Raw genomic sequence first — 21,076 nt, 5'->3', positions numbered from 1 at the left:
GCCCTTATTCCTCGCCGGCCATCATCGCGGGGTTGACCGTGCTTTCCGCCAGCTGCGTCAGCTGCTCGTCCAGCCGCTTGCCCTCGTCCAGCAGGCGATCCATCAGGTCGACGACCGGTTGCTGGCCCAGCAAGCGGCCCAAGGACGCGGACGTGCCCCAGGCGGCGATGCAATAATGCTCCAGCTTCTGGACGGCGCCCAGCAAGACGGCGTCCAGCAGTGCGGGCTGGTCGATTTCCGCCAGATGCTCGTTCATGTCCTCGATCAGGCCCTCGGCCGCGACATTCTTCGGCCGGGCCTTGGTCACCTCCATCGCGTCGAAGATCGCGTCCAGCTCCTCGATCGCCGTGGCGCCGCGATCACGCCGCTCCTGCAACCGGGTCTTCAGATCCTCGGACTGGATGGCGCGCGACAATTTGGGGATCGCCCGCGACAATTGGCGCTCCGCACTGTGGATTTCCTTCAATTCGGTTACGAGGATATCCTGTGCGGTCTTCGGCTTGGGCATGGCGAAACTCCGGGACGGGTGGGCTACAGACCTTGCTCAACGGCCCCCGACTGGCCGGGTTCCGGCTTAACTATCTGAGATACATGCTATTAATTTAGATCAATGATCTGGTCTTCTGATCGAGCGCATGGTCAAAAATCTGCTATTCCTCTGAACGACATCGCCGACACCACGTTCACCCCGACGATCAGGAAACGAGGACGACCCATGGCTGAAGGCCGCAAGAACGCACCGCCGCAACCCTCCGCCGGCGGCTGGGGCGCGCTCAACGCCACCGAACGCCAACTCGGGCGTCAGAAGATCCTGGTGAAGGGCAACCGCGCACTGCTCAACATGAACAAGCCGGGCGGGTTCGATTGTCCCAGCTGCGCCTGGCCGGACCCCGCCAAACCTCATGCCGCCGAATATTGCGAAAACGGTGCGAAGGCCGTGGCGTGGGAAGCAACGGCCAAGCGCACGACGCCGGAACTCTTCGCCGATCACAGTGTCACGCGGCTGCGCGGGTGGAGCGATTTCGCGCTGGAGGATCATGGCCGCCTGACACATCCGCTGCGCTACAATCCGCACACCGATCATTATGAGGCGGTGGATTGGGACACCGCGATCCGCGAGATCGGGGCGATCGTGCGCGGGCTCGAACCCGAACGGGTCAATCTCTACACCTCCGGTCGTACCTCCAACGAAGCCGCCTTCCTGTGGCAGCTTTATGGGCGGGTCATCGGGACCAACAATTTCCCCGACTGTTCCGACATGTGCCACGCCACCACTACCGCCGCGCTTCCGGAAAGCATCGGCGTGGGCAAGGGCACGGTGACGCTGGACGACTGGGAACAGTGCGATGCGCTGTTCATCATCGGCCAGAACCCCGGCACCAATTCGCCGCGCATGCTCGGATATCTGCACGACATGGCGAAGCGTGGCATCCCGATTGTCACGTTCAATCCGCTGAAGGAACGCGGGCTGGTGAAGTTCACCGATCCGCAAAGCCCGCTCGAAATGCTCACCGGGCGCGGGCAGACGATCAGTTCCAACTATTTCCAGCTGCGCACGGGCGGCGACATCGTCGCGATGCAGGCGATCTGCAAGGTGGTGATCGAAGCCGATGACGCGGCGCAGGCGGCCGGCCAGCCGCGCATCCTGGACGTGGATTTCATCACCGAACATACGCACGGGTTCGACGCGTTCGCCGATTATGTCCGCGCGCTCGGTTGGGACCGGATCACGCACTGGACCGCACTGACACGCGACCAGATCGAACAGGCCGCCGCCATCTACATGAAGGCGGAACGCGTCATCGCCTGCTGGGGCATGGGCATCACCCAGCATCGCCGCGGCGGCGATGCGATGCAGCAGATCTGCAACCTGCTGCTGCTACGCGGCAATATGGGCCGGCTGGGCGCCGGCGCCTGCCCGGTGCGCGGCCATTCCAATGTGCAGGGTGACCGCACGGTCGGCATCAACAAGACCCCGACGGAACCCTTTCTGCAGCGGCTGGACGCCGCCTTCGGCATCCGGAGTCCCCGCGAATGGGGCCATGACACCGCCGAATGTTGTGAGGCGATCCTGGCGGGCAAGGTCGACGCCTTCCTGGCGATGGGCGGCAATTTCTTCCGCGCGGTCCCCGATACCGACCGGATCAGCGCCAAGGTCGCGGATGTCGGGCTGACCGTCTATGTCGGGACCAAGCTCAACCGCAGCCACCTGACGCCGGGCAAGCAATCCTACATCCTGCCGGCGCTGGGTCGCACCGAACGCGATATTCAGGCGGGTGGGCAGCAGAGCGTGACCGTGGAGGACAGCTTCGCCATGGTCCATGCCTCGACCGGCGCCCTGACACCCGCCAGCGATCAATGCCGGTCCGAACCCTGGATCGTCGCCGAACTGGCCAAGGCGACGGTGGCGGACCGCGCCGCGATCGACTGGGACGGGATGGTCGCCGATTATGCGCGCATCCGCGACAAGATCGAAGCGGTAATTCCGGGGTTCCAGGATTATAACCAGCGGATCCAGGAGCCTGGCGGGTTCCACTTGCCGATCGCCGCGCGGCAACGCGTCTGGGACACGCCCACCGGCAAGGCCAATTTCCTGTTCAAACCCGATCGCATGGACGAGGATGACGACGCGCCGCAGAATGCGCATCTGCAACTGATGACGATCCGCAGCCACGATCAGTTCAACACGACCATCTATTCCTACAATGACCGCTATCGCGGCGTATCGGGTGAACGGATGGTGGTGTTCATGAGCCAGGGCGACATGGCCGAACGCGACCTGTCGGAAGGATCGATCATCGAATTCACGACCGTTTCCGACGACGGCATCGATCGCCGCGTGGGCGGATTCAAAGTCGTCGCCTATGACGTGCCGAAGGGCTGCTGCGCCGCCTATTTCCCGGAAACCAATGCGCTGCTGCCGCTATCCCACCGCGACGAACGCAGCAACACGCCGGCGGCAAAATCGGTGCCGGTCCGCATCACCGCGCAACAGCCCGGCGACCCCGTTTCCAGCAAGCCGGAGGTCGCCAATCGCTATCCCGACCGGCTGCCCCATGTCGTGCCGGCCACCGCCTGATCCGTACGCCGCTCCACGCACAATCCTACCGCCGCGATGCGCTCGACCTCGGCATAGGCCGGCTGGTCGAGTTCCTCGCCGAAGATGTCGGGATCGAGTTCACGGTAGCGGCAGCGCAGCCCCTCGTCCGGTAGCCTGCGGCGCAGCGCATCCAGCAACGCGTCCCGACCGTCGACGATCGCCACGCCGGTATACAGGATCAGCCGCCCGCCGGGCGTCAGTTTCCCGACCCCGGCCAGCACCCAATCGAGCGACAGCCGCGCGCCGTGCAGGTCGCCGCCATCCCGATAGGCGCGGCGATCATGGTCCATCATGAACGGCGGGTTGGCGACGATCAGGTCATAGGCACCCGTCACCGCATCCGGGCTGCTCGCCGCCACCGTTTCATGGCGCACGCCGGCGTGCGCGGCGTTGATCGACGCCAGGAACAGCGCCCTGGGATTGATATCGGCCAGCGTCAGCCGTGCGTCCGGCTGGTGCCGCGCAGCGACGATCCCGCCGACCCCGGCCCCGGCGCCATAATCCAGGATCCGCGCGCCGGCGGGCAGGGTCCCGCTGTCCGCCATGATCAGGTCCGCAAACCGGTAACTGTCCGGCCCCAGGAACACCGCGTCCGCCTCCGTCGTGGGATAGGCCGAATGCAGGAACAGCAGACCGTGCACGCACGATACCCGCACCGTCGCCTGCAACAGCCCGCCCGCGACCGATCGCACGGCACCGCCCGCCTCCAGCAACGCGAGGATCTCGGCTGGAACCGCATCGGCCCGGAACGGCAGGCTCCAACCCAATATATCGCGCAGGTCGTGCGCGACGTGTCGGCCGTCACGCGCGACGACACGGGCATGGGTCGCCGGGCTGACCGTCACGAACCGGTATTCCTGAGCCGCCAGGATGCGGAGCAGCGCACCCAGCGGCGGCTGGGTCATGGCGTTAAGGTCTGTCGTCGGCATGCGGTCGTCACCCCTTTTCGGGGACAAGAACCGCCGCGCCTGCCTTAGCGTTCCGGGCGTGAATAGGAGGGCGGGTCGCTGGCCGGGAAGGATTCGTCGGATCCCTCATCGACCACATCCCACCGCGCACGGCCGGCATCGCGCATGTGATCCGGCCCGGCGTCGCGCGTCTGGTCGAAATTGGCGGGATCCGTGATCATGGTGGCAAAGGCGGGCGGCGCACCGCGCTGCTCCACGATCATCGCCACCGCCGGCCGTGACCGCCGCCGCGACCCCAGCCAGAGCCCGGTCGCGAACACCGCCAGCAACAGCATGGGGTGGCTGCGCGGTCGCTCCGCCGGAACAGCATTGTCCACCACCGGCTCTGGACCGCGGCCGGCGGTGCCGATCACCTCGACATAGGCGACGCCCGACATCTCCTCGATTACCGCACCGCCGGCCAGTCCGGCACCGGCGTGCCGCAATTCCGGGCGGCTGGTTGCCGCATCGACGCGTTCGCCGCGCAGCCCCTCCGGTTGCGCGCCTTGCTTATCCGCTGCATCCGGTCCGCCATAGACGCGGCCGTCGGTTTTATGGTCTGACATCGCGTCTTCCTCTGATCGACGCTCCTGCTCCACCCATTCCGACGACCCCGCAATCACCTACGTTCGGATGCCCGCGGCGATGCGCTGACCCAGGTTATTATCCTGCATTACCAATATCTTGGGTGAACCCTTTCCAGAAGCGGACGTTGACCCTGCTCGCGATACTCCGGTTCGGTGGCCTGCTTGGGCGACACGATCCGGTTCCGGGGAACCTGCCATGACGCCGAACCGATGCCGAACGCGCCCCGCGTCCTGATCCGCCGGCTCGCGGCCATGCTGCCGATCGCCCTGATCGGCTGCGCGCCCGCCAGCATCCTCGCGCCCGCCGGGCCGATCGCGGCGGCCAACCGCACGATCCTGTTGAACGCGCTCACCATCATGCTGGCGATCGTGGTGCCGACCATCATTGCCACGCTGGCCTTTGCCTGGTGGTTCCGGGCGGGCAACGACCGTGCGCGCTACCGTCCGGATTTCGTCTATTCCGGCCGCGTCGAAATGATCGTCTGGTCGATCCCGATCCTCGTCATCCTGTTCCTGGGTGGCGTGATCTGGGTCGGCAGCCACGATCTCGATCCGCGCCGCCCGATCGCGCCCACCGCCGGCAATGGTGCGCCGATGGAGGTGCAGGTCGTCTCGCTCGACTGGAAATGGTTGTTCATCTATCCGCAGCAGGGGATCGCCACCGTCAACATGCTGGTGCTGCCGGTGGGCACGCCGGTGCACTTTCGGCTGACATCCGCCAGCGTCATGAACACCTTCTTCGTGCCGCGGCTCGGTTCGATGATCTACACCATGAACGGAATGGAGACCGAACTCCACCTGCGCGCGGATCGGCCGGGCACGGTCTATGGGCAATCCGCCCATTTCAGCGGCGACGGTTTTTCCGACATGAATTTTCCGGTGCGTGCGCTTCCGCCGGCGCAATTCGCGGCCTGGGCGACACAAGCGCGGAGGCGCGGAGCCGCGCTCGATACCACCGCCTATGCCATGCTCGCCCGGCAAAGCCAGAACGACCCGGCACGGGTCTATGGTGCGGTCCAGCCGCGCCTGTTCGACGCAATCGTCCTGCAACGCCTGTCGCCTGCGCCCGGGCCGCAACAGGGTCGGGACGGCGACCCGCATGTTTCGCCCCGCCCGCCGGAGACCTGATGATGCTCGGAAAACTCGACTGGTCGGCGATCCCGTTCGATCAGCCCATCCCGCTCGTCGCCGCCGGCGTCGTGCTGCTGGCCCTGCTCGGCACGTTCGTTTGGGTCGGCCGCAAGGGATTGTTCCCCTATCTGTGGCACGAATGGATCACCAGCGTCGATCACAAGCGGATCGGCGTCATGTACACCATGCTCGCGCTGGTGATGCTGATCCGCGGCTTCGTCGACGCGATCATGATGCGGACGCAGCAGTCGATGGCAGTCGGCGGGGCACAGGGCTATCTGCCGCCCGAACATTATGATCAGATCTTTTCGGCGCACGGCACGATCATGATCTTCTTCGGCGCGATGCCGTTCGTGATCGGCCTGATGAACTTCGTCGTGCCGCTGCAACTCGGCGTGCGCGACGTGGCGTTCCCGACGCTGAACTCGGTCAGCTTCTGGCTGACTGCCGCGGGTGCGCTGCTGGTGAATGTCAGCCTGGTGATCGGCGAATTCGCGCGCACCGGCTGGCTGCCTTATGCCCCACTCAGCGAAACGACCTACTCGCCGGGCGTCGGGGTCGATTATTATCTGTGGGCGGTCCAGATATCCGGCGTGGGCACATTGATGTCCGGGGTCAACCTGGTCACCACCATCCTGAAGATGCGTGCGCCCGGCATGTCCTATCTGCGCATGCCGATGTTCTGCTGGACGTCGCTCGGCTCCAACATGCTGATCGTCGCCGCCTTCCCGATCCTGACCGCGACGCTCGCGATGCTGACGCTCGATCGCTACGCCGGCTTCCACTTCTTCACCAATGAAGCCGGCGGCAACATGATGATGTTCGTCAACCTCATCTGGGCCTGGGGCCATCCGGAAGTCTACATCCTGATCCTGCCCGCCTTCGGCATCTTCTCCGAGGTATTTTCCACGTTTTCGGGCAAGCCGCTGTTCGGATATCGGTCGATGGTGGCCGCGACGCTGTTCATCGTCGTCGTGTCGTTCCTGGTGTGGTTGCACCATTTCTTCACCATGGGCGCCGGGGCGGACGTCAACGCGGCCTTCGGGATCGCCACGTCGATCATCGCGGTCGGCACGGGCGTGAAGATCTACAATTGGCTGTTCACCATGTATGGCGGCCGCGTCCGCTTCCCCACGCCGATGCTCTGGTCGCTGGCGTTCATGGTGACCTTCGTGATCGGCGGCATGACCGGCGTGCTGCTGGCGGTTCCGCCGGCGGATTTCATGCTGCACAACTCCATGTTCCTGGTCGCGCATTTCCACAATGTGATCGTCGGCGGCGTCGTGTTCGGCGCATTCGCCGGCTACACCTTCTGGTTCCCCAAGGCGTTCGGGTTTCAGCTGGACGAAACCTGGGGCAAGATCGCCTTCTGGCCATCGCTGATCGGCTTCGCGCTCACGTTCGGCGCGCTGTATGTCGTGGGGCTGGAGGGGATGACCCGCCGGCTGCAGCATGTGGAGGTCCAGGAATGGGTGCCGTGGCTGCACGTCGCGCTTGGCGGCGTGGGCTTCATGATGGTGGGCGTTGCCGCACAGGTCATCCAGCTGTTCGTCAGCATCCGGGATCGCGATCGGTTGCGCGACGTCACCGGCGATCCGTGGGACGGACGCAGCCTGGAATGGTCGACTCCGTCGCCGCCGCCTGCGTTCAACTTCGCGGTCGAACCCGACGTGCACGGCGAAGAAGTCTATTGGGGCATCAAGCAGCGCGCGATCGAAGCGCAACGGCTGGGGCCCGAACCCGTCTATGAACCGATCGAGATGCCACGCAACTCGCCGACCGGGATCGTGACCGCCTTCTTCTCCACGCTGATCGGGTTCGCGCTGATCTGGCATATCTGGTGGCTGGCCGGGCTGGGCTTCGTCGGGGCCTACGCCACCTTCGTGCTGTTCGCGTGGCGGGATGAAGAGGAATATGAGATCCCGGCCGAGGAGGTGGCGCGGATCGACCGCGCCCGCCGCGCGGCGCGTCAGGCATGGCTTGCCGCCCGCGACGGGGTGACGGCATGAGCGCGTCGACCACGGCCGGCGGCCATGGTGGGCACGGCACGGCGCACGATCCCTATGCGCTTGGCCGGCGTGATCCGCATCATGGTTCGGGTGGTGGCCACGGCCACGAACCGACCGGGCACGGCGAAGGCGGCCCCGCATCGAAACGGACCATCGTCGGCTACGGCTTCTGGATTTACCTGCTGTCCGACATCATCATGTTTTCCGGCTTCTTCGCCGCCTATGCCGTGCTGGCGCATCGCACCGCGGGCGGACCGACCGGTGCCGAAATCTTCGGTCGCGGGCGGGTCGCGCTGGAAACGGTCTGCCTGCTGCTGTCCAGTTACAGCTGCGGTCTCGGCAGCATCGCGGCGGCGCGCGAAAATCGGGGCGCGACCCAGTTCTGGCTTGCCGTCACCGGGCTGCTCGGGCTCCTGTTCCTCGGGATCGAGATCCAGGAGTTTGTCGAACTGGTCGCCGAAGGCGCGGGCCCGCAACGCAGTGCGTTCCTGTCGGGCTTCTTCGCACTGGTCGGGCTGCACGGGCTGCATGTCGCGGTCGGCCTGCTGTGGCTGGCGACGATGATGGCGCAGATCCAGCTCAAGGGCTTCCGCCCGAACGTCCAGCGCCGGCTGCTATGCTTCAATCTGTTCTGGCACGCGCTCGACATCATCTGGGTGGGCGTGTTCTCGATCGTCTATCTTCTGGGAAGCGGATCATGAGCAAGCACACCCATCATGACGTCCACGACGCCGCGCCGGGCGAGGAGATTCCGCATGACCACGAACTCGCCAAGGGTGCGCGCGGCTACACGCTCGGGCTCCTGATGGCGGCACTGCTGACCGCGGCTTCCTTCTGGATCGCATCCACCGACCTCGTCTGGGGTCCGGCGGTGCCGGCGGGGATCGTCGTGCTCGCGGTGGCGCAGATGGGCGTCCACCTCGTCTTCTTCCTGCATGTCACCACCGGGCCGGACAACACCAACAATGTCGTCGCGCTCGCCTTCGGCGTGATGATCGTGCTGCTGGTCATCCTCGGGTCGATCTGGATCATGACACATCTCGATCACGGGATGCAGATGTCTCCGGGCGAGATGATGCAGCATATGCGGTGATCGCGGGCAGCGGCGCGCCGCTGCCTTCAGGCTATCGTACCCTCCCGCAAGAGCGTGAGCGAGAACTGATCGAAGGTCGGCGGCAACGTCTCGGCATCGAGCGTCCGGCCCTTGGGTAGCCGCCAATTCTCGCGGATCAGTATCGACAGCGCCAGACTGCCGAGCAGCAGCACCAGATCCTTTGCCGGGCATTCCCCGGGACCGCCGCTGAACGGCACCAGCGGCCACTGCGCCGCAGTCCCGTCCATCCACAGATCCGGCGCAAACCGGTGCGCGAACGGCAGCCGTTCATCATCGCGGTGGAAGAAGGGCACATGGATCAACAGGCCGGTGCCTTTGGCCATGGTCGCGCCGTGCCATGTGGTTTCGGCATCGGTTTCACGCAGGATCGCGGGCGTGGTCGGCCATAGCCGGACCGATTCCAGCACCACCGCGCGCAGATAGGCAAAGTCCGGCGCCGAGTCCTGCCGCGCGCGCTGCATCAGGCGGTCGTCGGACGCCAGCACCGCCAGCGCGCGAAACGTCGCGATCCCGGCCGCGTCGAATGCGAACAGCCATTGGCCGATCTGATCCACCGGCGCGGCGCGCGGCGTTGCCCGCTCCCGCACCAGCGCGGCCAGTGTCCCTGGCTCCGGCGCATGCAGGTAGGCGGCGACGCGGGACCGGAACTGCGCCTCCAGAACGCGGCGCCGCGGCTTCAGAAATGCCCAGTTGGCATCCCCGCGCAGGCGGATCAGCGTATCGGTCAGCGGGGTATCGTCGCGCGCGGCATCGCCGAACACGCAACGTCGCACGATCCGGAACCAGCCCGCCTTGAACGCACCCCACGGCAGCGTCGGTTCTGCGGACAACGGCCGACATTCCTCCGCCACCACGGCGCGGAACCGGTCCGTCAGGCCGTGCAGCGGACAGCCGGTTTCCAGCACGCGTTCGTTGAACCGGCGCCGCTCGCGCCGATCCGCCCCGCGCGAAATCAATGACCCGCGCGGTTCGAAATGGGCGAGCGCCGCATGTTTTTCGCGGCTGTCCGTCTCGAACGGCGTCGGCGTCGCCTCCAGCACGCGCCGTAGATCCCCCGGCGACAGGATCACGGCCAGCGCGCGCATCGGCAGGCGCAGCAACACCGGCCCCTCGCCGTAGCGCCGCCGCAGATCCTGCAACCGCCTTACGCTCGCCTGCTCCGCACCGGTCGCCTGCAACAGCCGCACCACCCACGGCCGCCGTACAATCACGCCCTTCGCCAGCAACGGCCCGCCCACCGCTAGCAGGACCGTTGCGGTTTCGGTTGCGGTCATCCGCGGCAGGGCGTCGCAGCGGGCGGAAGATGCGATCTGGGTCATGGTGTCATGAACCCATATCGCGGCGAATCGTTGTGTCGGTGCGAATATAAAACAACGATATCAATACGATATTGATATAGGTCAGAAAGGACGCACCATGGCGAACCCGTTGAAGCCGTTGAAGGACCAGGTCGTCGTCATCACCGGCGCCAGCAGTGGGATCGGGCTGGTCACCGCACGGATGGCGGCCCGGCGCGGTGCGGCGGTCGTCGTGGCGGCGCGGAACGAGGCGGCCCTGCGCATGCTGGTCGACGAGATCGTTGAGCAGGGCGGCCGCGCCGCCTATGCCGTCTGCGATGTCGGGCGCGAAGCAGACGTCGCACAGGTGGTCGCGACCGCGCAGCAGCGGTTCGGCGGGTTCGATACCTGGGTCAACAATGCCGGCATCTCGATCTTCGGGCAGACCTGGGACGTACCGATCGCCGACTGGCGCCGGATGTTCGAAACCACCTATTGGGGGCAGGTCCATGGCGCGCTGGCCGCGGTCCGTCACTTCCGCGACGCGGGCAAGCCCGGCGCGATCGTCAATGTCGGCAGCTTCTTCGGCGACAAGGCTCCGGCGGTGCAGAGCAGCTACGCCTCGGCCAAGTTCGCGGTCCACGGGTTCACCGGCGCGCTCCGGCAGGAGATCGAACACGAAGGCTGGCCGATCTCGGTGTCGCTCATCCATCCCGGGCGGATCGACACGCCCTACAATGAACATGCGGGCAACTACATGCCGATGCAGCCGGTACATCGTGGCATGATCTATCCACCCGAAGCCGTGGCGGAAGCGATCCTGTGGTGCGCTGCGCACCCGAAACGCGACATGTTCGTCGGGGCGCAGGCCAAGTTCGCGGCCGTGTTCGGTGCCGTCGCCCCACGGCTGACCGACCGCATCATGAAGACGCTGATGTACAGCTCGCATCAGTCGCGCACCCGCAGGTCCGATGACGATCACCAGCGCGCCTTGTTCGAACCGGGCTATGGTGGCCATGAACGTGGCACTCATGAACCACATCTGCTCCGCAATCGCAGCGTCTATGTGGCGGCGACGAAGCGGCCCATGGCCACCGCCGCCGCCCTGCTGGGTGCCGGCGCGCTCGCCACCGTCCTGATCCGCCGAAACCGCATGGACGAAACCGCATCTCAATGGGACGTCGTGTCGGACAAGATCGTCGTCGAGGAAGCACAGGTCACGATATTGGCCTGACGTCCCGCCGCAGCCGCGTCACACCGTCGTCGTCACACCGTCGTCGTCACACCGTTGTCGTCACACTGTCGTCGCGCGAGCCTCGATCCCTTCGGTCCCGAAGATCCGGCGGTAACGGGCCAGGGTTTCGGGGTCGCCGCTCGCCTTTGCGGCATTGTCGGACAGCTTGACCGCCGGCCGCCCGTCGGCGCGGATGACCTTGGCAACCAGCGAGATCGGATCGAGCCCCGACCCGCCGGCAGGGTCGCAGCCCCGAAAGTCGTTGGTCAGGTTGGTGCCCCAGCCGAAGCTCATTCGCACCCGGCCCGCGAAATGGCGATAGGTCCGCTCGATCGAATCCACATCCATCCCGTCGGAAAAGATCAGCAGCTTCTCCCGCGGGTCGCGGCCATGCGCCTGCCACCACGCGATGATCGCCTCGCCCGCGGGGATCGGCGGCGCGCTGTCGGGGCGGAACCCGGTCCAGTCCGCCACCCAATCGGGCGCATGCCGCAGAAAGGCGGCGGTACCGAACGCATCGGGCAACACCACCAGCAGGTTGCCGCCATAATGCCGTTGCCAATCTTCCAGCACGCGATACGGGGCTGCAGCCACCGCGGCGTCGCTGTCCGCCAGCGCCGCCAGCACCATCGGCAGTTCATGGGCGTTGGTACCGATCGCCTCCAGATCGGCATCCATCGCCAGCAATACGTTCGACGTCCCGATAAAACGTGCGCCCAGCCCCTCCTTCAACGCCTCCACGCACCAGCGTTGCCACAGAAAGCCATGCCGCCGCCGGGTTCCGAAATCCGACAGCACCAGATCCGGCATCGCGCGCAGCCGCTCCACCTTGTCCCACAATTTGGCCTTGCCGCGGGCGTACAGCACATCCAGTTCGAACCGTCCCTTGCCCTTCAGCGCCGCGCGTGATCGCAGTTCGTTGATGATCGCCAGCGCCGGGATCTCCCACATGCTGGCATGGGTCCATGGGCCGGAGAACTGCAGCTCATATTGCCCGTCGATCGTGCGCAGCGCATAGGGCGGCAACTGGAAATCCGCGAGCCAGGCGATGAATCCGGGCGCAAACATCCGGCTCTGGCCATAAAAACTGTTCCCCGCCAGCCAGATCAGTTCCTTCTTGCTGAACCGCACCGCGCGCGCATGATCAAGCTGGGCGCGCAATTCGCCCTCGTCGATCACCTCGGCCAGCCGCACCGTCTTCGTCCGGTTGATCAGTGAGAAGGTCGTCTCGACATCCGGATACAGATGCCGGATCATCTGCAGCATCAACAGCTTGTAGAAATCCGTGTCGAGCAGGCTGCGCACGATTGGATCGAGCCGCCACCCATGATCCCAGGTTCGCGTCGCGATGTCGGTGATCGGCATCAGCGTGGCAACAGCCGCGGCAGTTCCGGCAGCAGTTCGCGCGCCAGGAACCCGACCGTGCCGTGCCGGACCGCCAGCGCCCGCCCCGCCTCGCCGTGCAGCCACACGCCCCAGCCGGCGGCGGCCAGCGGATCCACGCCGCGCGACAGCAGCCCTGCCACCGCGCCGGCCAGCACGTCGCCCGACCCGCCGGTGCCCAGCCCGACACCGCCGCCCGCATAATGCAGCAGCGTACCATCGGGCGCGGCGATCACCGTTTGCGCGCCCTTCAACACGACGACCGCGGCGAACTGCGCCGCGATCCGCGTGGCGATCCCATCCGGATCCGCCGCCACCCGATCGATGTCGCACCCCGCCAACGCCGCCATCTCACCCAGATGCGGCGTCAGCACCAGTCGCCCGCCATAGCCGCCGAGCAGATCGCACAACGGGCCCGCACAGGCGACCGCAGCCGCATCCAGCACCAGCATCCGTTCGCCATCGGGGTCGGCGGCCAGCGCGCGGACCAGCCGCGCGGCGGCCTGCTTTCCGCCCATACCCGGTCCTGCGACCACCGCATCGCTGGTCTTCAGTGATGCCGACAGCGCGCTTTGCGGATCGCCGCCGATTTCTCCGTCCGCATCCTCATCGAGCGCGACCACCGCAGCCTCCGGAAACGCGATCCCGACCGCCAGCGCCGCGTCGCGGATCGTGGCCATCCGCACCTTGCCCGCCCCGACGCGAAGTGCCGCCTCGCCCGTCAACAGGATCGCGCCCGGCACGCTGCGCGCGCCACCGATCGCCAGCACGCGCCCGCGATCATTCTTGCTGATTTCGCCGGATGGCGGGGACAGCGGGTTTGCCGCCCGCCACGCCGCATCGATCTCGATCCGCGCGCTCACCCCCGGGCCGCCGCCGTCCGGTCGGGCGCGGACGTCACCGGCGCATCGCTGTCCGCAACCGCGGCGACCGCGTTATAGCGGACCAAGGCCAGCTTCGGCTGCTCCCCCGGCTGCCGGTCGATCCGATATTCGGTAACCGAACAATTGGCCACGTCGCCGGCATGATCGATCGCCAGGATCTCGGCCTCGCTCAGCCCTTCGATGATGTACCGCAGGCACAGCACCACCACCTGATGCGCGACGATCATGACGCGCCCGCCCCCATGGTGCAGCGCGACGCTGTCCATCAGCGACCGCAGCCGCAGGATCACGTCGCACCAGCTCTCGCCGCCCGGTGGCCGATGATAGAATTTGCCAAGCAGTCGCCGCATCTCCGCCTGCCCCGGCTCCTGCGCTGCGATCCCGCGGGTGGTCAGGCCGTCCAGAATGCCGAATTCCTTTTCGCGCAGCCGTTCGTCCAGGCAAGGGACCAGATCGGGATCGCACCCGCCCGCGGCTTGAAACAGCCGCGCCGTTGCCGCCGCGCGCGCATAGGGAGATGTCAGCAGAACGTCCGGCTGGTCGGCTGCGTCGAACCCCGCGAACCATGCGCCCAGCCCGCGCGCCTGCTCCTCGCCTTGCGGCGACAGCGGGACGTCGACATCGCGCCCGGTCAGCGTGATCCGTTCCGCTGCCGCCGCCATCGCCACATCGCGGGCGACATTGCCCGCACTCTCGCCGTGCCGGGCGATCCAGAGTCGCTCCGGCCAGTGCAACGCGGCCATCAGGCGAGCTTCAGGCCTTCCTTGTTCATCGCGACGGTCAGATGCTTGTTCTCCGCATCGCTCAGTTTGGCGCGGATCTTCGGGAACAGCTCGTCCTCTTCCTCCCGCATGTGCGTCTCGATCATCGACCGGAATTCGTTGACCTTCGGCAACCAGGCGGGATCATTCTTCGCCATCTCGGTCAGGTCGAAGAAATACTGTTTCACATAGCCATGCTCGTGATTCAGGTGGTCGGCCGCCTCGGAAAAACCCTGGTCCCGCATCATCGCGTACACCGTATTTTCTTCCTGGAATGCGTGCTTGCCGATGGCATGCTTCAACTGCATCAGCAGCATCGACCGACGCCCGGTCTGCCGGTCGGACGTCTTCTGGATCAGGTCGAAGATGCCGAGCGCCGCCTTGTGCTCCGCCGCCAGCGCCTGGTCCCAGCTGCCCGCGATCATCGTCGGCGCCTGGATCGCCGCCTTGCGCAGGACGTTGGCGAGCAACCCGGCCGCCACCCCCGCCGCGCCGATCGCCACGTTGCGGGTGGTGTTCGAAGAAATCGTCGCGGTCGCCATGATGTCGCTCCTGCCAAGTGCCTGTTTCTACAACAGTGCACGGCCACACACGTTCCGATTGACCGGCGCTCTTGAAAGCATGATTTCGCTCTGCCATCTCGCGGCCCATCATCATTCCGGAGGATCAACGAGACCGCCATGACCGCCGCCACCGACACCGCACCCCAAACCCGCGCGTTCGAAGCCGATGTCGCCAAGCTGCTGCATCTGATGGTGCATTCGGTCTATTCGGACAAGGACGTGTTCCTGCGCGAACTGATCTCGAACGCGGCCGATGCGTGCGAGAAGCTGCGCTATGAGGGGATCGCCGATCCGACGCTGCTCGGCGACGATGCGCAGCCCCGGATCACGCTGACCCTCGATCCGGACGCACGCCGGATGACGATCGAGGATAACGGCATCGGCATGGACGAAGCCGAGATGATGGACGCGCTCGGCACGATCGCGCGCTCCGGAACCAAGGGGTTCATGGAACGCATTGCCGCCAGCAAAGAGGCAGAGGGCAGCCAGCTGATCGGGCAGTTCGGCGTCGGCTTCTATTCCGCCTTCATGGTCGCTGACCGCGTCGATGTGATATCCCGTCGCGCCGGCGGGGACACCGCCGCGCGCTGGTCGTCGGACGGGCTCGGGACCTATACGATTGCTGCCGCCGATCCGGCCGAAGCACCGGCGCGCGGCACCCGCGTCGTGCTGCACCTGAAGGAGGATGCGACGTCCTATACCGAGCCGTTCACCATCGAACGCACGGTCAAGGATCAGTCGGGGCATGTGCCCGTCGCGGTCTTCCTGTGCGACAAGCCCGACGCCGAACCGCGCCAGATCGGCGACGGCGCCGCGCTCTGGACCCGGCCGAAGGCGGACATCACGCCGGACGAGTATACCGACTTCTACCGCAGCGTGGCGGGACAATTCGATCAGCCCGCCCTGACGCTGCACTACCGCGCCGAGGGGCGGCACGAATATGCGGTGCTGGCCTTCATTCCGGAAACCAAGCCGTTCGACCTGTTCGATCCGGATCGCACCGGCCGGATGAAGCTCTATGTCCGCCGCGTCTTCATCACCGACGAGGCGCAGATCGTGCCGCGCTACCTGCGGTTCGTGCGCGGGCTGGCGGACTCGGCGGATCTCCCGCTCAACCTGTCGCGGGAGATGATCCAGGAAAGCCCGGTACTCGCCGCCATCCAGAAAGGCGTGACCAACCGCATATTGTCCGAACTCGACAAGCTCGCCGAAAAGGATGCCGACGCCTATGCCAAGGTATGGGACAATTTCGGTGCCGTCCTGAAGGAAGGGCTGTACGAGGATTATGCCCGGCGCGAGACGCTGCTTGGTCTTGCCCGCTTCCGCACCACGCGTGATACCCGCGCCTGGCGATCGCTGAAGGACTATGTCGCCGATTTGAAGGACAATCAGACCGCGATCTACTACGCGACCGGCGCAGATCTCGATCGCCTTGCCGGCTCGCCCCAGCTGGAGGGATTTCGCGCGCGCGGGATCGAGGTGCTGCTGCTCACCGACCAGGTCGACAGCTTCTGGGTCACGTCGGGCATCGACCATGATGGCAAGCCGTTCAAGTCGATCACGCAAGGGCTCGCCGACCTCGGCCTGATCCCGCTGGTCGACGGCGAAGCGCCAGCGACCGAGACGACACCGGAGGTCAGCGGCTTCATCGATTTCGTCAAGGCGACCCTCGGGGACGCGGTGTCCGATGTCCGCGCGTCCGAACGGCTGACCGAAAGCGCGGTCTGCCTGGTCGCGCCCGAACATGGCATGGATCGCCAGCTTGAAAAGCTGCTCGCCGGTGCCGGGCGCCTGCCGGCCGCGGCCAGGCCGGTGCTGGAAATCAACCCGCGTCATGATCTGATCGCGCGGCTCAGCGGACTGGGCGATGCCGACCGGAGCTTCCGCGAGGATGCCGCGCATCTGCTGTTCGACGAAGCCCGGATCGCGGATGGGGAAACGCCGGCCGATCCACGCGCCTTCTCCGCGCGCCTCGCCCGCGTCCTTGGCCGCGCCACCGGCTGACACGCAAGACGGGGCGACGCCGAAGCATCGCCCCGTCTTTTGGGTTCGCTGTTCGCCGTCAGGCGGCCTGGCTGTTCACCGGGATGCGGCGGACATTCTCGTTCGCCGCCGCCGTCTTCGGCAGCGTCACGGTCAACAGGCCGTTGCGGAAAGTCGCCTCCGCCTGGTCGCGCTCCACACCGCGCGGCAAGCCGATCCGTCGTTCGAACCGGCCATAGCTCCGCTCGGAATAGCCGCGCGCCTGATCTTCGGTGTCGACCTGCTTTTCACCGCGCAGCGTCAAGATGCCCTCCTCGACGGTGATCTCGACATCCGTCTCGTCAAGTCCGGGCAGCTCGGCGGTCACGCGGATGTCGCGCTCGGTTTCCGCAAGCGCGATCTGCGGCCAGTTGAGCCCTCGCCCCGGTCCACTGCCCAGCAGCGGCCGGGTCCAGTCGTCGAACAGGCTGTCGAACACGCGGTTCATCTCGCGGTGCAGGGCGAAGAGCGAGGCTTCGCGGTCGCGCGGCGCCTCCACGGGCAGGCGGGTCACATCATTCTGCCTGCTCCAGGGGATAAGATCACGGATGGTCATCTGGTCCTCCATTGGCTGAAAGAATGGCATTGATGGCATTGGCTGAACGTGCCGGGACACCGCCGGCCACCTGTACGGCGGCCGGCGGGCGCCGCGCGGGATCAGGCCGCGCGACGTTCCTCGGCGGGCGCCTCCAGGCGCTCGTCCCGGGCGGTGTGCGGTGCGCCGTTGATCGCGATCCGCCGTGGCTTCATCGCCTCCGGTACCTCGCGCTTCAACGCGATCCGCAACAGGCCGTTCTCGAAATTGGCGGTCTGAACCTGCACGAAATCGGCCAGCTGGAACCGCCGCTCGAACGCGCGCGTCGCGATGCCGCGGTGCAGGTAACGGCCACTGTCCTTCTCGTCCGCCTTGCGGCCGGTGATCGTCAGCTGGTTGTTCTGGGCCACCACCTCGATCTCGTCGGGACGGAAGCCGGCGACCGCCAGCGTGATCTGATAGCTGTCCTCGCTCTCGCGTTCGATATCGAACGGGGGGTACCCGTCCGCCGTCTCCGCCCGCGCGCTGTTTTCCAGCAGTTCGAAGAACCGGTCGAAGCCGACGGTGGACCGCCGATAGGGCGAAAAATCAAATGTGGTTCGCATGGTCAAATCCTCCTCATGAGCAATTTGAGCATGAGGCGCACGGCCAGAGAGCCGGTGCCCTCAATGTCCTGCCGGACCGATTTTCGCATCCGGCGACGGCAAGATGGTTTGGCCGCGACCAGCGTCAAGGGGCCCGCCCCGAAAATTTTCGACCGGAGAATAGGTGTGTTTCAAACATGATCTTTGATTTGACATGGCGCCGACAAGACCCGACGAAAGCCGAAATGTCAGGAGAGTGAGGATGAACCGGCGATCGGTGAACGGGGTTCTGCTCGCGGCGATGCTGTCGCTTGCGGCGGGCGGGCCCTTGGCGCAGGCGGGCGCGCAGGCGGGATCACCATCCCCGGGTCCGTCCACCCCGACACTCAACGACCGGTTGCAGGGCGATATCGCGCCCACGCATGATCCCGTCATCATCCGGGAAGGCGACACCTATCACGTCTTCTCTACCGGCATCGGGGATGGGCCCGACCGCATTCTGGCGCACCGCGTTTCGCAGGATCTGGTGCATTGGCGGAAAGCGCCACCACCGCTGTCCGCACTGCCGGCCTGGGCGGCCCGCGCCATTCCGGGGGCGACCAATGCCTGGGCGCCTGATTTGTCCTTCGTCGCAGGTCGCTACCGCCTCTATTATTCGATCTCGACCTTCGGTTCCAACCGGTCCGCGATCGGCCTGCTCAGCAGCCCGACGCTGGATGCGGCACGTCCGGACTATGGCTGGCGGGATGATGGCATGGTCGTCCTGTCCAGTCCCTCGAACGACTTCAACGCCATCGATCCGAACTTCGTCGCTGCGCGCGACGGCACGCATTGGCTTGCCCTCGGCAGTTTCTGGAGCGGATTGAAGATGTTCGCGCTCGATCCCGCCACGGGCAAGCTGCGCACGGCCGGCGAAGCGCCGGTTTCGATCGCACGGCGGCCGGTCCCCGCGGGTGCGCCGGCCCCGGTCGAGGCGCCGTTCGTGATCGATCATGGTGGCTGGTACTGGCTGATCGCGTCCTACGACTATTGCTGCAAGGGCAACGCCAGCACCTATTATACGGTGATCGGCCGCTCCCGTGCGATCACCGGCCCCTATCTCGGCAAGGACGGCAGCGCGATGATGCAGGGCGGCGGTACCATCCTCCTGCGCGCCGACCTGCCCGAAAAGCAACGCTTCCGTGGCCCCGGCCATGCCGGCCATCTGCGCGATCGCGACGGCACCGACTATCTCGTCTACCATGCCTATGACCGGCAGGAAAAAGGCATCCCGACCCTGCGCATCGTGCGCTTGCGCTGGGGTGCCGATGGCTGGCCCGTCCCGGAAGGATGATCGCACGGGTGCCGGCATCGCAAGCGGCTCGTCGGCATATGTTGCGGGATCCACAGCACGACCTCCAGGGATGGTATCGCACCCTCTTGGACTCACACCCAGACTCGATCGTCTGCCGTTACGGCCCGGTTCTGAACCAGAGCCCGGTAGATCCGCTTTTCGGCATGGGACGGAGGATTTCCCGGCCGCTTTTGAGCCATGATCCCCGCATCAGACCGGGTTCTCCAGCGACGTTGGCGGTCTTGAAAACCAGGCGGGACCGCTTTCCGTCATGTGCAGGCAGTCCTCCAGCCTCACTCCGAACCTGCCCGGCAGGTAGAGGCCGGGTTCGTCGGAGAAGCACATGCCAGGCATCAGCGGCGTCATCTCGTCATGGACGAAATTGACCGGCTCATGCCCATCAAGACCGATGCCATGACCGGTACGGTGTGAGAGGCCGGGGAGCCGGTATCGCGGGCCGAAGCCCTGTTTTTCATAAAAAGCACGGACCGCATCGTCCACCTTGCCGGCGGGAACACCGACGCGCGCGGTGCGGAACGCTATCTGCTGACCCTCGCACACGATGTCCCATACCCGGCGGACATCGGCGGGTACCTTGCCCGGCACGAAGGTGCGCGAGATATCCGATTGATAGCCTTGTACCGAGCAGCCACAATCCATCAGGACCACTTCCCCCTCGCGCACGCGCTGCGGCTGGTGTGATCCGTGCGGATAGGCAGCCGCTTCCCCAAGCAACACGAGTGCGAACTCCGGTGTGCCACCAAGCTTGCTGGTTGCGGCGTTCATCATGGCGCCGATCTCTTGCGGAGCCATCCCGATCGCGATGCGCGGCCATACCCAGCGATAGGCCGCGATGGTCACCTCCGCCGCTTTCTGCATGAGCGCGATCTCGGCGGCCGTCTTGATCATCCTGCAGCCCCGAACGATCGCGTTTGCCGATACGACCCTGATCCCCGGTGCCAGTTTGGCGAGGCCATCGCTGACAAAAAATCGCACCGTCTCCTCGATGCCTACCGTGCCGTTGCCGATCCCGCGCGCTTTCAGCGCACCTGCGATCAGCGCGATCGGACTTTCATCCTCCTGCCAAACCCGCACTTCGGCCGGGATCGCCAGCGTTTCCCGCACCGACGGCGCTTCGAAGAAGGGGGTGATGATCACCGCGTCGCCCGTGGCGAACAGGATGGCGGCCGTCAGTCGTTCGCTCCGCCTCCATTCCACGCCCGTAAAGTAAACGAGGCTCGCACCCGGCTCGATCACAACAGCATCGATGGCCTGTTCGCGCATGAGCCGGCGCGCCCGATCGATCCGCAGCAGGCGTTCGGCAACCGAAATCGGCGCAGCATCATCGGTGATCTTGCGCAGGCCCCCGGTGTCTGGCGTGGCGAACAGGGGGCCAGGCAGCAGGGGCGCCACCGTCAGTGCGGCGCTCCCCAGAAACAGGCGGCGGCGAGAGATCGGACCAGGAAGCATCATCCCCTCTCATCATTTGAAGTGGTGCACTGCATCGACCGAACGCCTGCAATCGATCCAGGCAGACGAACGGAGAGGTTCGTAACAGCCGTAAATGGCCGTTCCCAAGTCCCGGTCATGCAGACCGCTCATGTCGCACAGA

At 65.8% G+C, this 21,076-nt stretch carries 19 protein-coding genes; 8 read left to right on the top strand and 11 right to left on the bottom strand.

The window, feature by feature from the left end:
• Positions 1–4: 4 nt before the first annotated feature.
• On the bottom strand, positions 5–508 hold the full coding sequence (locus tag VF649_RS02465) for a ferritin-like domain-containing protein (protein WP_331010372.1): 504 nt from the start codon (positions 506–508) through the stop codon (positions 5–7).
• A gap of 207 nt (positions 509–715) precedes the next feature.
• Here VF649_RS02465 and VF649_RS02460 point away from each other — a divergent pair, with 207 nt between their 5' ends.
• Entirely contained in the window at positions 716–3,079 is a 2,364-nt protein-coding gene (locus VF649_RS02460; protein WP_331010371.1) for an FdhF/YdeP family oxidoreductase, read from the top strand.
• Here VF649_RS02460 and VF649_RS02455 read toward each other — a convergent pair.
• Together VF649_RS02455 and VF649_RS02450 are read right to left on the bottom strand one after the other, a co-directional pair.
• Positions 3,037–4,005 carry a methyltransferase gene (locus VF649_RS02455; RefSeq protein WP_331010370.1) on the bottom strand — a complete coding sequence of 323 codons (969 nt, stop codon included), beginning with the start codon at positions 4,003–4,005 and terminating at the stop codon, positions 3,037–3,039. The two genes, VF649_RS02460 and VF649_RS02455, sit on opposite strands and share 43 nt — an antisense overlap.
• A gap of 68 nt (positions 4,006–4,073) precedes the next feature.
• Entirely contained in the window at positions 4,074–4,613 is a 540-nt protein-coding gene (locus VF649_RS02450; RefSeq protein ID WP_331010369.1) for a hypothetical protein, read from the bottom strand.
• Between the two features lie 231 nt (positions 4,614–4,844).
• Between VF649_RS02450 and cyoA the strand changes: the two genes are divergently transcribed.
• From cyoA to cyoD, 4 genes are read left to right on the top strand one after another with little or no spacing between them, the layout of a single operon-like run.
• Positions 4,845–5,762, top strand: a complete 918-nt coding sequence (gene cyoA / locus VF649_RS02445; RefSeq protein ID WP_331010368.1) for a ubiquinol oxidase subunit II — start codon at positions 4,845–4,847, stop codon at positions 5,760–5,762.
• 2 nt (positions 5,763–5,764) lie between these two features.
• A complete protein-coding gene (locus tag VF649_RS02440) occupies positions 5,765–7,774 on the top strand; it encodes a cbb3-type cytochrome c oxidase subunit I (RefSeq protein WP_331010395.1) in 2,010 nt (669 codons plus the stop codon).
• Positions 7,771–8,475 (top strand): cytochrome o ubiquinol oxidase subunit III, encoded by a 705-nt coding sequence (gene cyoC / locus VF649_RS02435; RefSeq protein WP_331010367.1) that lies wholly within the window; start codon positions 7,771–7,773, stop codon positions 8,473–8,475. The genes VF649_RS02440 and cyoC overlap by 4 nt, the downstream gene beginning before the upstream one ends.
• Entirely contained in the window at positions 8,472–8,867 is a 396-nt protein-coding gene (gene cyoD / locus VF649_RS02430) for a cytochrome o ubiquinol oxidase subunit IV (protein WP_331010366.1), read from the top strand. Before cyoC ends, cyoD begins: the two co-directional genes overlap by 4 nt.
• Positions 8,868–8,893: 26 nt before the next feature.
• Here cyoD and VF649_RS02425 read toward each other — a convergent pair whose 3' ends face one another.
• Positions 8,894–10,207 (bottom strand): cytochrome P450, encoded by a 1,314-nt coding sequence (locus VF649_RS02425; protein ID WP_331010365.1) that lies wholly within the window; start codon positions 10,205–10,207, stop codon positions 8,894–8,896.
• A 97-nt stretch (positions 10,208–10,304) separates the two neighbouring features.
• On the opposite strand from VF649_RS02425, the gene VF649_RS02420 reads away from it, so the two are divergent.
• On the top strand, positions 10,305–11,399 hold the full coding sequence (locus VF649_RS02420) for an SDR family oxidoreductase (protein WP_331010364.1): 1,095 nt from the start codon (positions 10,305–10,307) through the stop codon (positions 11,397–11,399).
• Between the two features lie 60 nt (positions 11,400–11,459).
• Here the strand turns inward: VF649_RS02420 and pncB are convergent, their stop codons facing one another.
• Genes pncB through VF649_RS02400 form a run of 4 tightly spaced genes read right to left on the bottom strand, consistent with a single transcriptional unit; the run spans position 11,460 to position 14,969 of the window.
• Positions 11,460–12,764, bottom strand: coding sequence for a nicotinate phosphoribosyltransferase (pncB, locus tag VF649_RS02415; RefSeq protein ID WP_331010363.1), 1,305 nt, complete (start codon positions 12,762–12,764; stop codon positions 11,460–11,462).
• The gene (locus VF649_RS02410; RefSeq protein WP_331010362.1) at positions 12,764–13,645 is read right to left on the bottom strand and encodes an NAD(P)H-hydrate dehydratase; all 882 of its coding nucleotides are present in this window, start codon (positions 13,643–13,645) and stop codon (positions 12,764–12,766) included. Before VF649_RS02410 ends, pncB begins: the two co-directional genes overlap by 1 nt.
• Positions 13,642–14,409 carry a histidine phosphatase family protein gene (locus VF649_RS02405; protein WP_331010361.1) on the bottom strand — a complete coding sequence of 256 codons (768 nt, stop codon included), beginning with the start codon at positions 14,407–14,409 and terminating at the stop codon, positions 13,642–13,644. Before VF649_RS02405 ends, VF649_RS02410 begins: the two co-directional genes overlap by 4 nt.
• Complete coding sequence (locus tag VF649_RS02400) at positions 14,409–14,969, bottom strand: hemerythrin domain-containing protein (protein ID WP_331010360.1); 561 nt, start codon at positions 14,967–14,969, stop codon at positions 14,409–14,411. Before VF649_RS02400 ends, VF649_RS02405 begins: the two co-directional genes overlap by 1 nt.
• Before the next feature lie 138 nt (positions 14,970–15,107).
• On the opposite strand from VF649_RS02400, the gene htpG reads away from it, so the two are divergent.
• Positions 15,108–16,994, top strand: coding sequence for a molecular chaperone HtpG (gene htpG, locus VF649_RS02395; protein ID WP_331010359.1), 1,887 nt, complete (start codon positions 15,108–15,110; stop codon positions 16,992–16,994).
• A gap of 58 nt (positions 16,995–17,052) precedes the next feature.
• Here htpG and VF649_RS02390 read toward each other — a convergent pair whose 3' ends face one another.
• The gene (locus VF649_RS02390; RefSeq protein ID WP_331010358.1) at positions 17,053–17,526 is read right to left on the bottom strand and encodes an Hsp20/alpha crystallin family protein; all 474 of its coding nucleotides are present in this window, start codon (positions 17,524–17,526) and stop codon (positions 17,053–17,055) included.
• A 143-nt stretch (positions 17,527–17,669) separates the two neighbouring features.
• Positions 17,670–18,152 (bottom strand): Hsp20 family protein, encoded by a 483-nt coding sequence (locus tag VF649_RS02385; protein ID WP_331010357.1) that lies wholly within the window; start codon positions 18,150–18,152, stop codon positions 17,670–17,672.
• A gap of 241 nt (positions 18,153–18,393) precedes the next feature.
• On the opposite strand from VF649_RS02385, the gene VF649_RS02380 reads away from it, so the two are divergent.
• A complete protein-coding gene (locus VF649_RS02380) occupies positions 18,394–19,464 on the top strand; it encodes an arabinan endo-1,5-alpha-L-arabinosidase (protein WP_331010356.1) in 1,071 nt (356 codons plus the stop codon).
• Positions 19,465–19,674: 210 nt separating this feature from the next.
• Here VF649_RS02380 and VF649_RS02375 read toward each other — a convergent pair whose 3' ends face one another.
• A complete protein-coding gene (locus VF649_RS02375; protein WP_331010355.1) occupies positions 19,675–20,937 on the bottom strand; it encodes a Xaa-Pro peptidase family protein in 1,263 nt (420 codons plus the stop codon).
• Between the last annotated feature and the right edge of the window lie 139 nt (positions 20,938–21,076).

It is taken from the genome of Sphingomonas sp., assembly GCF_036387535.1.
Taxonomy (GTDB): domain Bacteria; phylum Pseudomonadota; class Alphaproteobacteria; order Sphingomonadales; family Sphingomonadaceae; genus Sphingomonas_R.
This window is presented reverse-complemented; position numbering and strand designations above follow the sequence as displayed.

Excerpts from the sequence above, each read along its gene's own strand:
- VF649_RS02465 (WP_331010372.1), bottom strand. The coding sequence starts at position 508 with ATGCCCAAGCCGAAGACCGCACAGGATATCCTCGTAACCGAATTGAAG.
- VF649_RS02460 (WP_331010371.1), top strand. The coding sequence starts at position 716 with ATGGCTGAAGGCCGCAAGAACGCACCGCCGCAACCCTCCGCCGGCGGC.
- VF649_RS02455 (WP_331010370.1), bottom strand. The coding sequence starts at position 4,005 with ATGACCCAGCCGCCGCTGGGTGCGCTGCTCCGCATCCTGGCGGCTCAG.
- VF649_RS02450 (WP_331010369.1), bottom strand. The coding sequence starts at position 4,613 with ATGTCAGACCATAAAACCGACGGCCGCGTCTATGGCGGACCGGATGCA.
- cyoA (WP_331010368.1), top strand. The coding sequence starts at position 4,845 with ATGCCGAACGCGCCCCGCGTCCTGATCCGCCGGCTCGCGGCCATGCTG.
- VF649_RS02440 (WP_331010395.1), top strand. The coding sequence starts at position 5,765 with ATGCTCGGAAAACTCGACTGGTCGGCGATCCCGTTCGATCAGCCCATC.
- cyoC (WP_331010367.1), top strand. The coding sequence starts at position 7,771 with ATGAGCGCGTCGACCACGGCCGGCGGCCATGGTGGGCACGGCACGGCG.
- cyoD (WP_331010366.1), top strand. The coding sequence starts at position 8,472 with ATGAGCAAGCACACCCATCATGACGTCCACGACGCCGCGCCGGGCGAG.
- VF649_RS02425 (WP_331010365.1), bottom strand. The coding sequence starts at position 10,207 with ATGACCCAGATCGCATCTTCCGCCCGCTGCGACGCCCTGCCGCGGATG.
- VF649_RS02420 (WP_331010364.1), top strand. The coding sequence starts at position 10,305 with ATGGCGAACCCGTTGAAGCCGTTGAAGGACCAGGTCGTCGTCATCACC.
- pncB (WP_331010363.1), bottom strand. The coding sequence starts at position 12,764 with ATGCCGATCACCGACATCGCGACGCGAACCTGGGATCATGGGTGGCGG.
- VF649_RS02405 (WP_331010361.1), bottom strand. The coding sequence starts at position 14,409 with ATGGCCGCGTTGCACTGGCCGGAGCGACTCTGGATCGCCCGGCACGGC.
- VF649_RS02400 (WP_331010360.1), bottom strand. The coding sequence starts at position 14,969 with ATGGCGACCGCGACGATTTCTTCGAACACCACCCGCAACGTGGCGATC.
- htpG (WP_331010359.1), top strand. The coding sequence starts at position 15,108 with ATGACCGCCGCCACCGACACCGCACCCCAAACCCGCGCGTTCGAAGCC.
- VF649_RS02385 (WP_331010357.1), bottom strand. The coding sequence starts at position 18,152 with ATGCGAACCACATTTGATTTTTCGCCCTATCGGCGGTCCACCGTCGGC.
- VF649_RS02380 (WP_331010356.1), top strand. The coding sequence starts at position 18,394 with ATGAACCGGCGATCGGTGAACGGGGTTCTGCTCGCGGCGATGCTGTCG.
- VF649_RS02375 (WP_331010355.1), bottom strand. The coding sequence starts at position 20,937 with ATGATGCTTCCTGGTCCGATCTCTCGCCGCCGCCTGTTTCTGGGGAGC.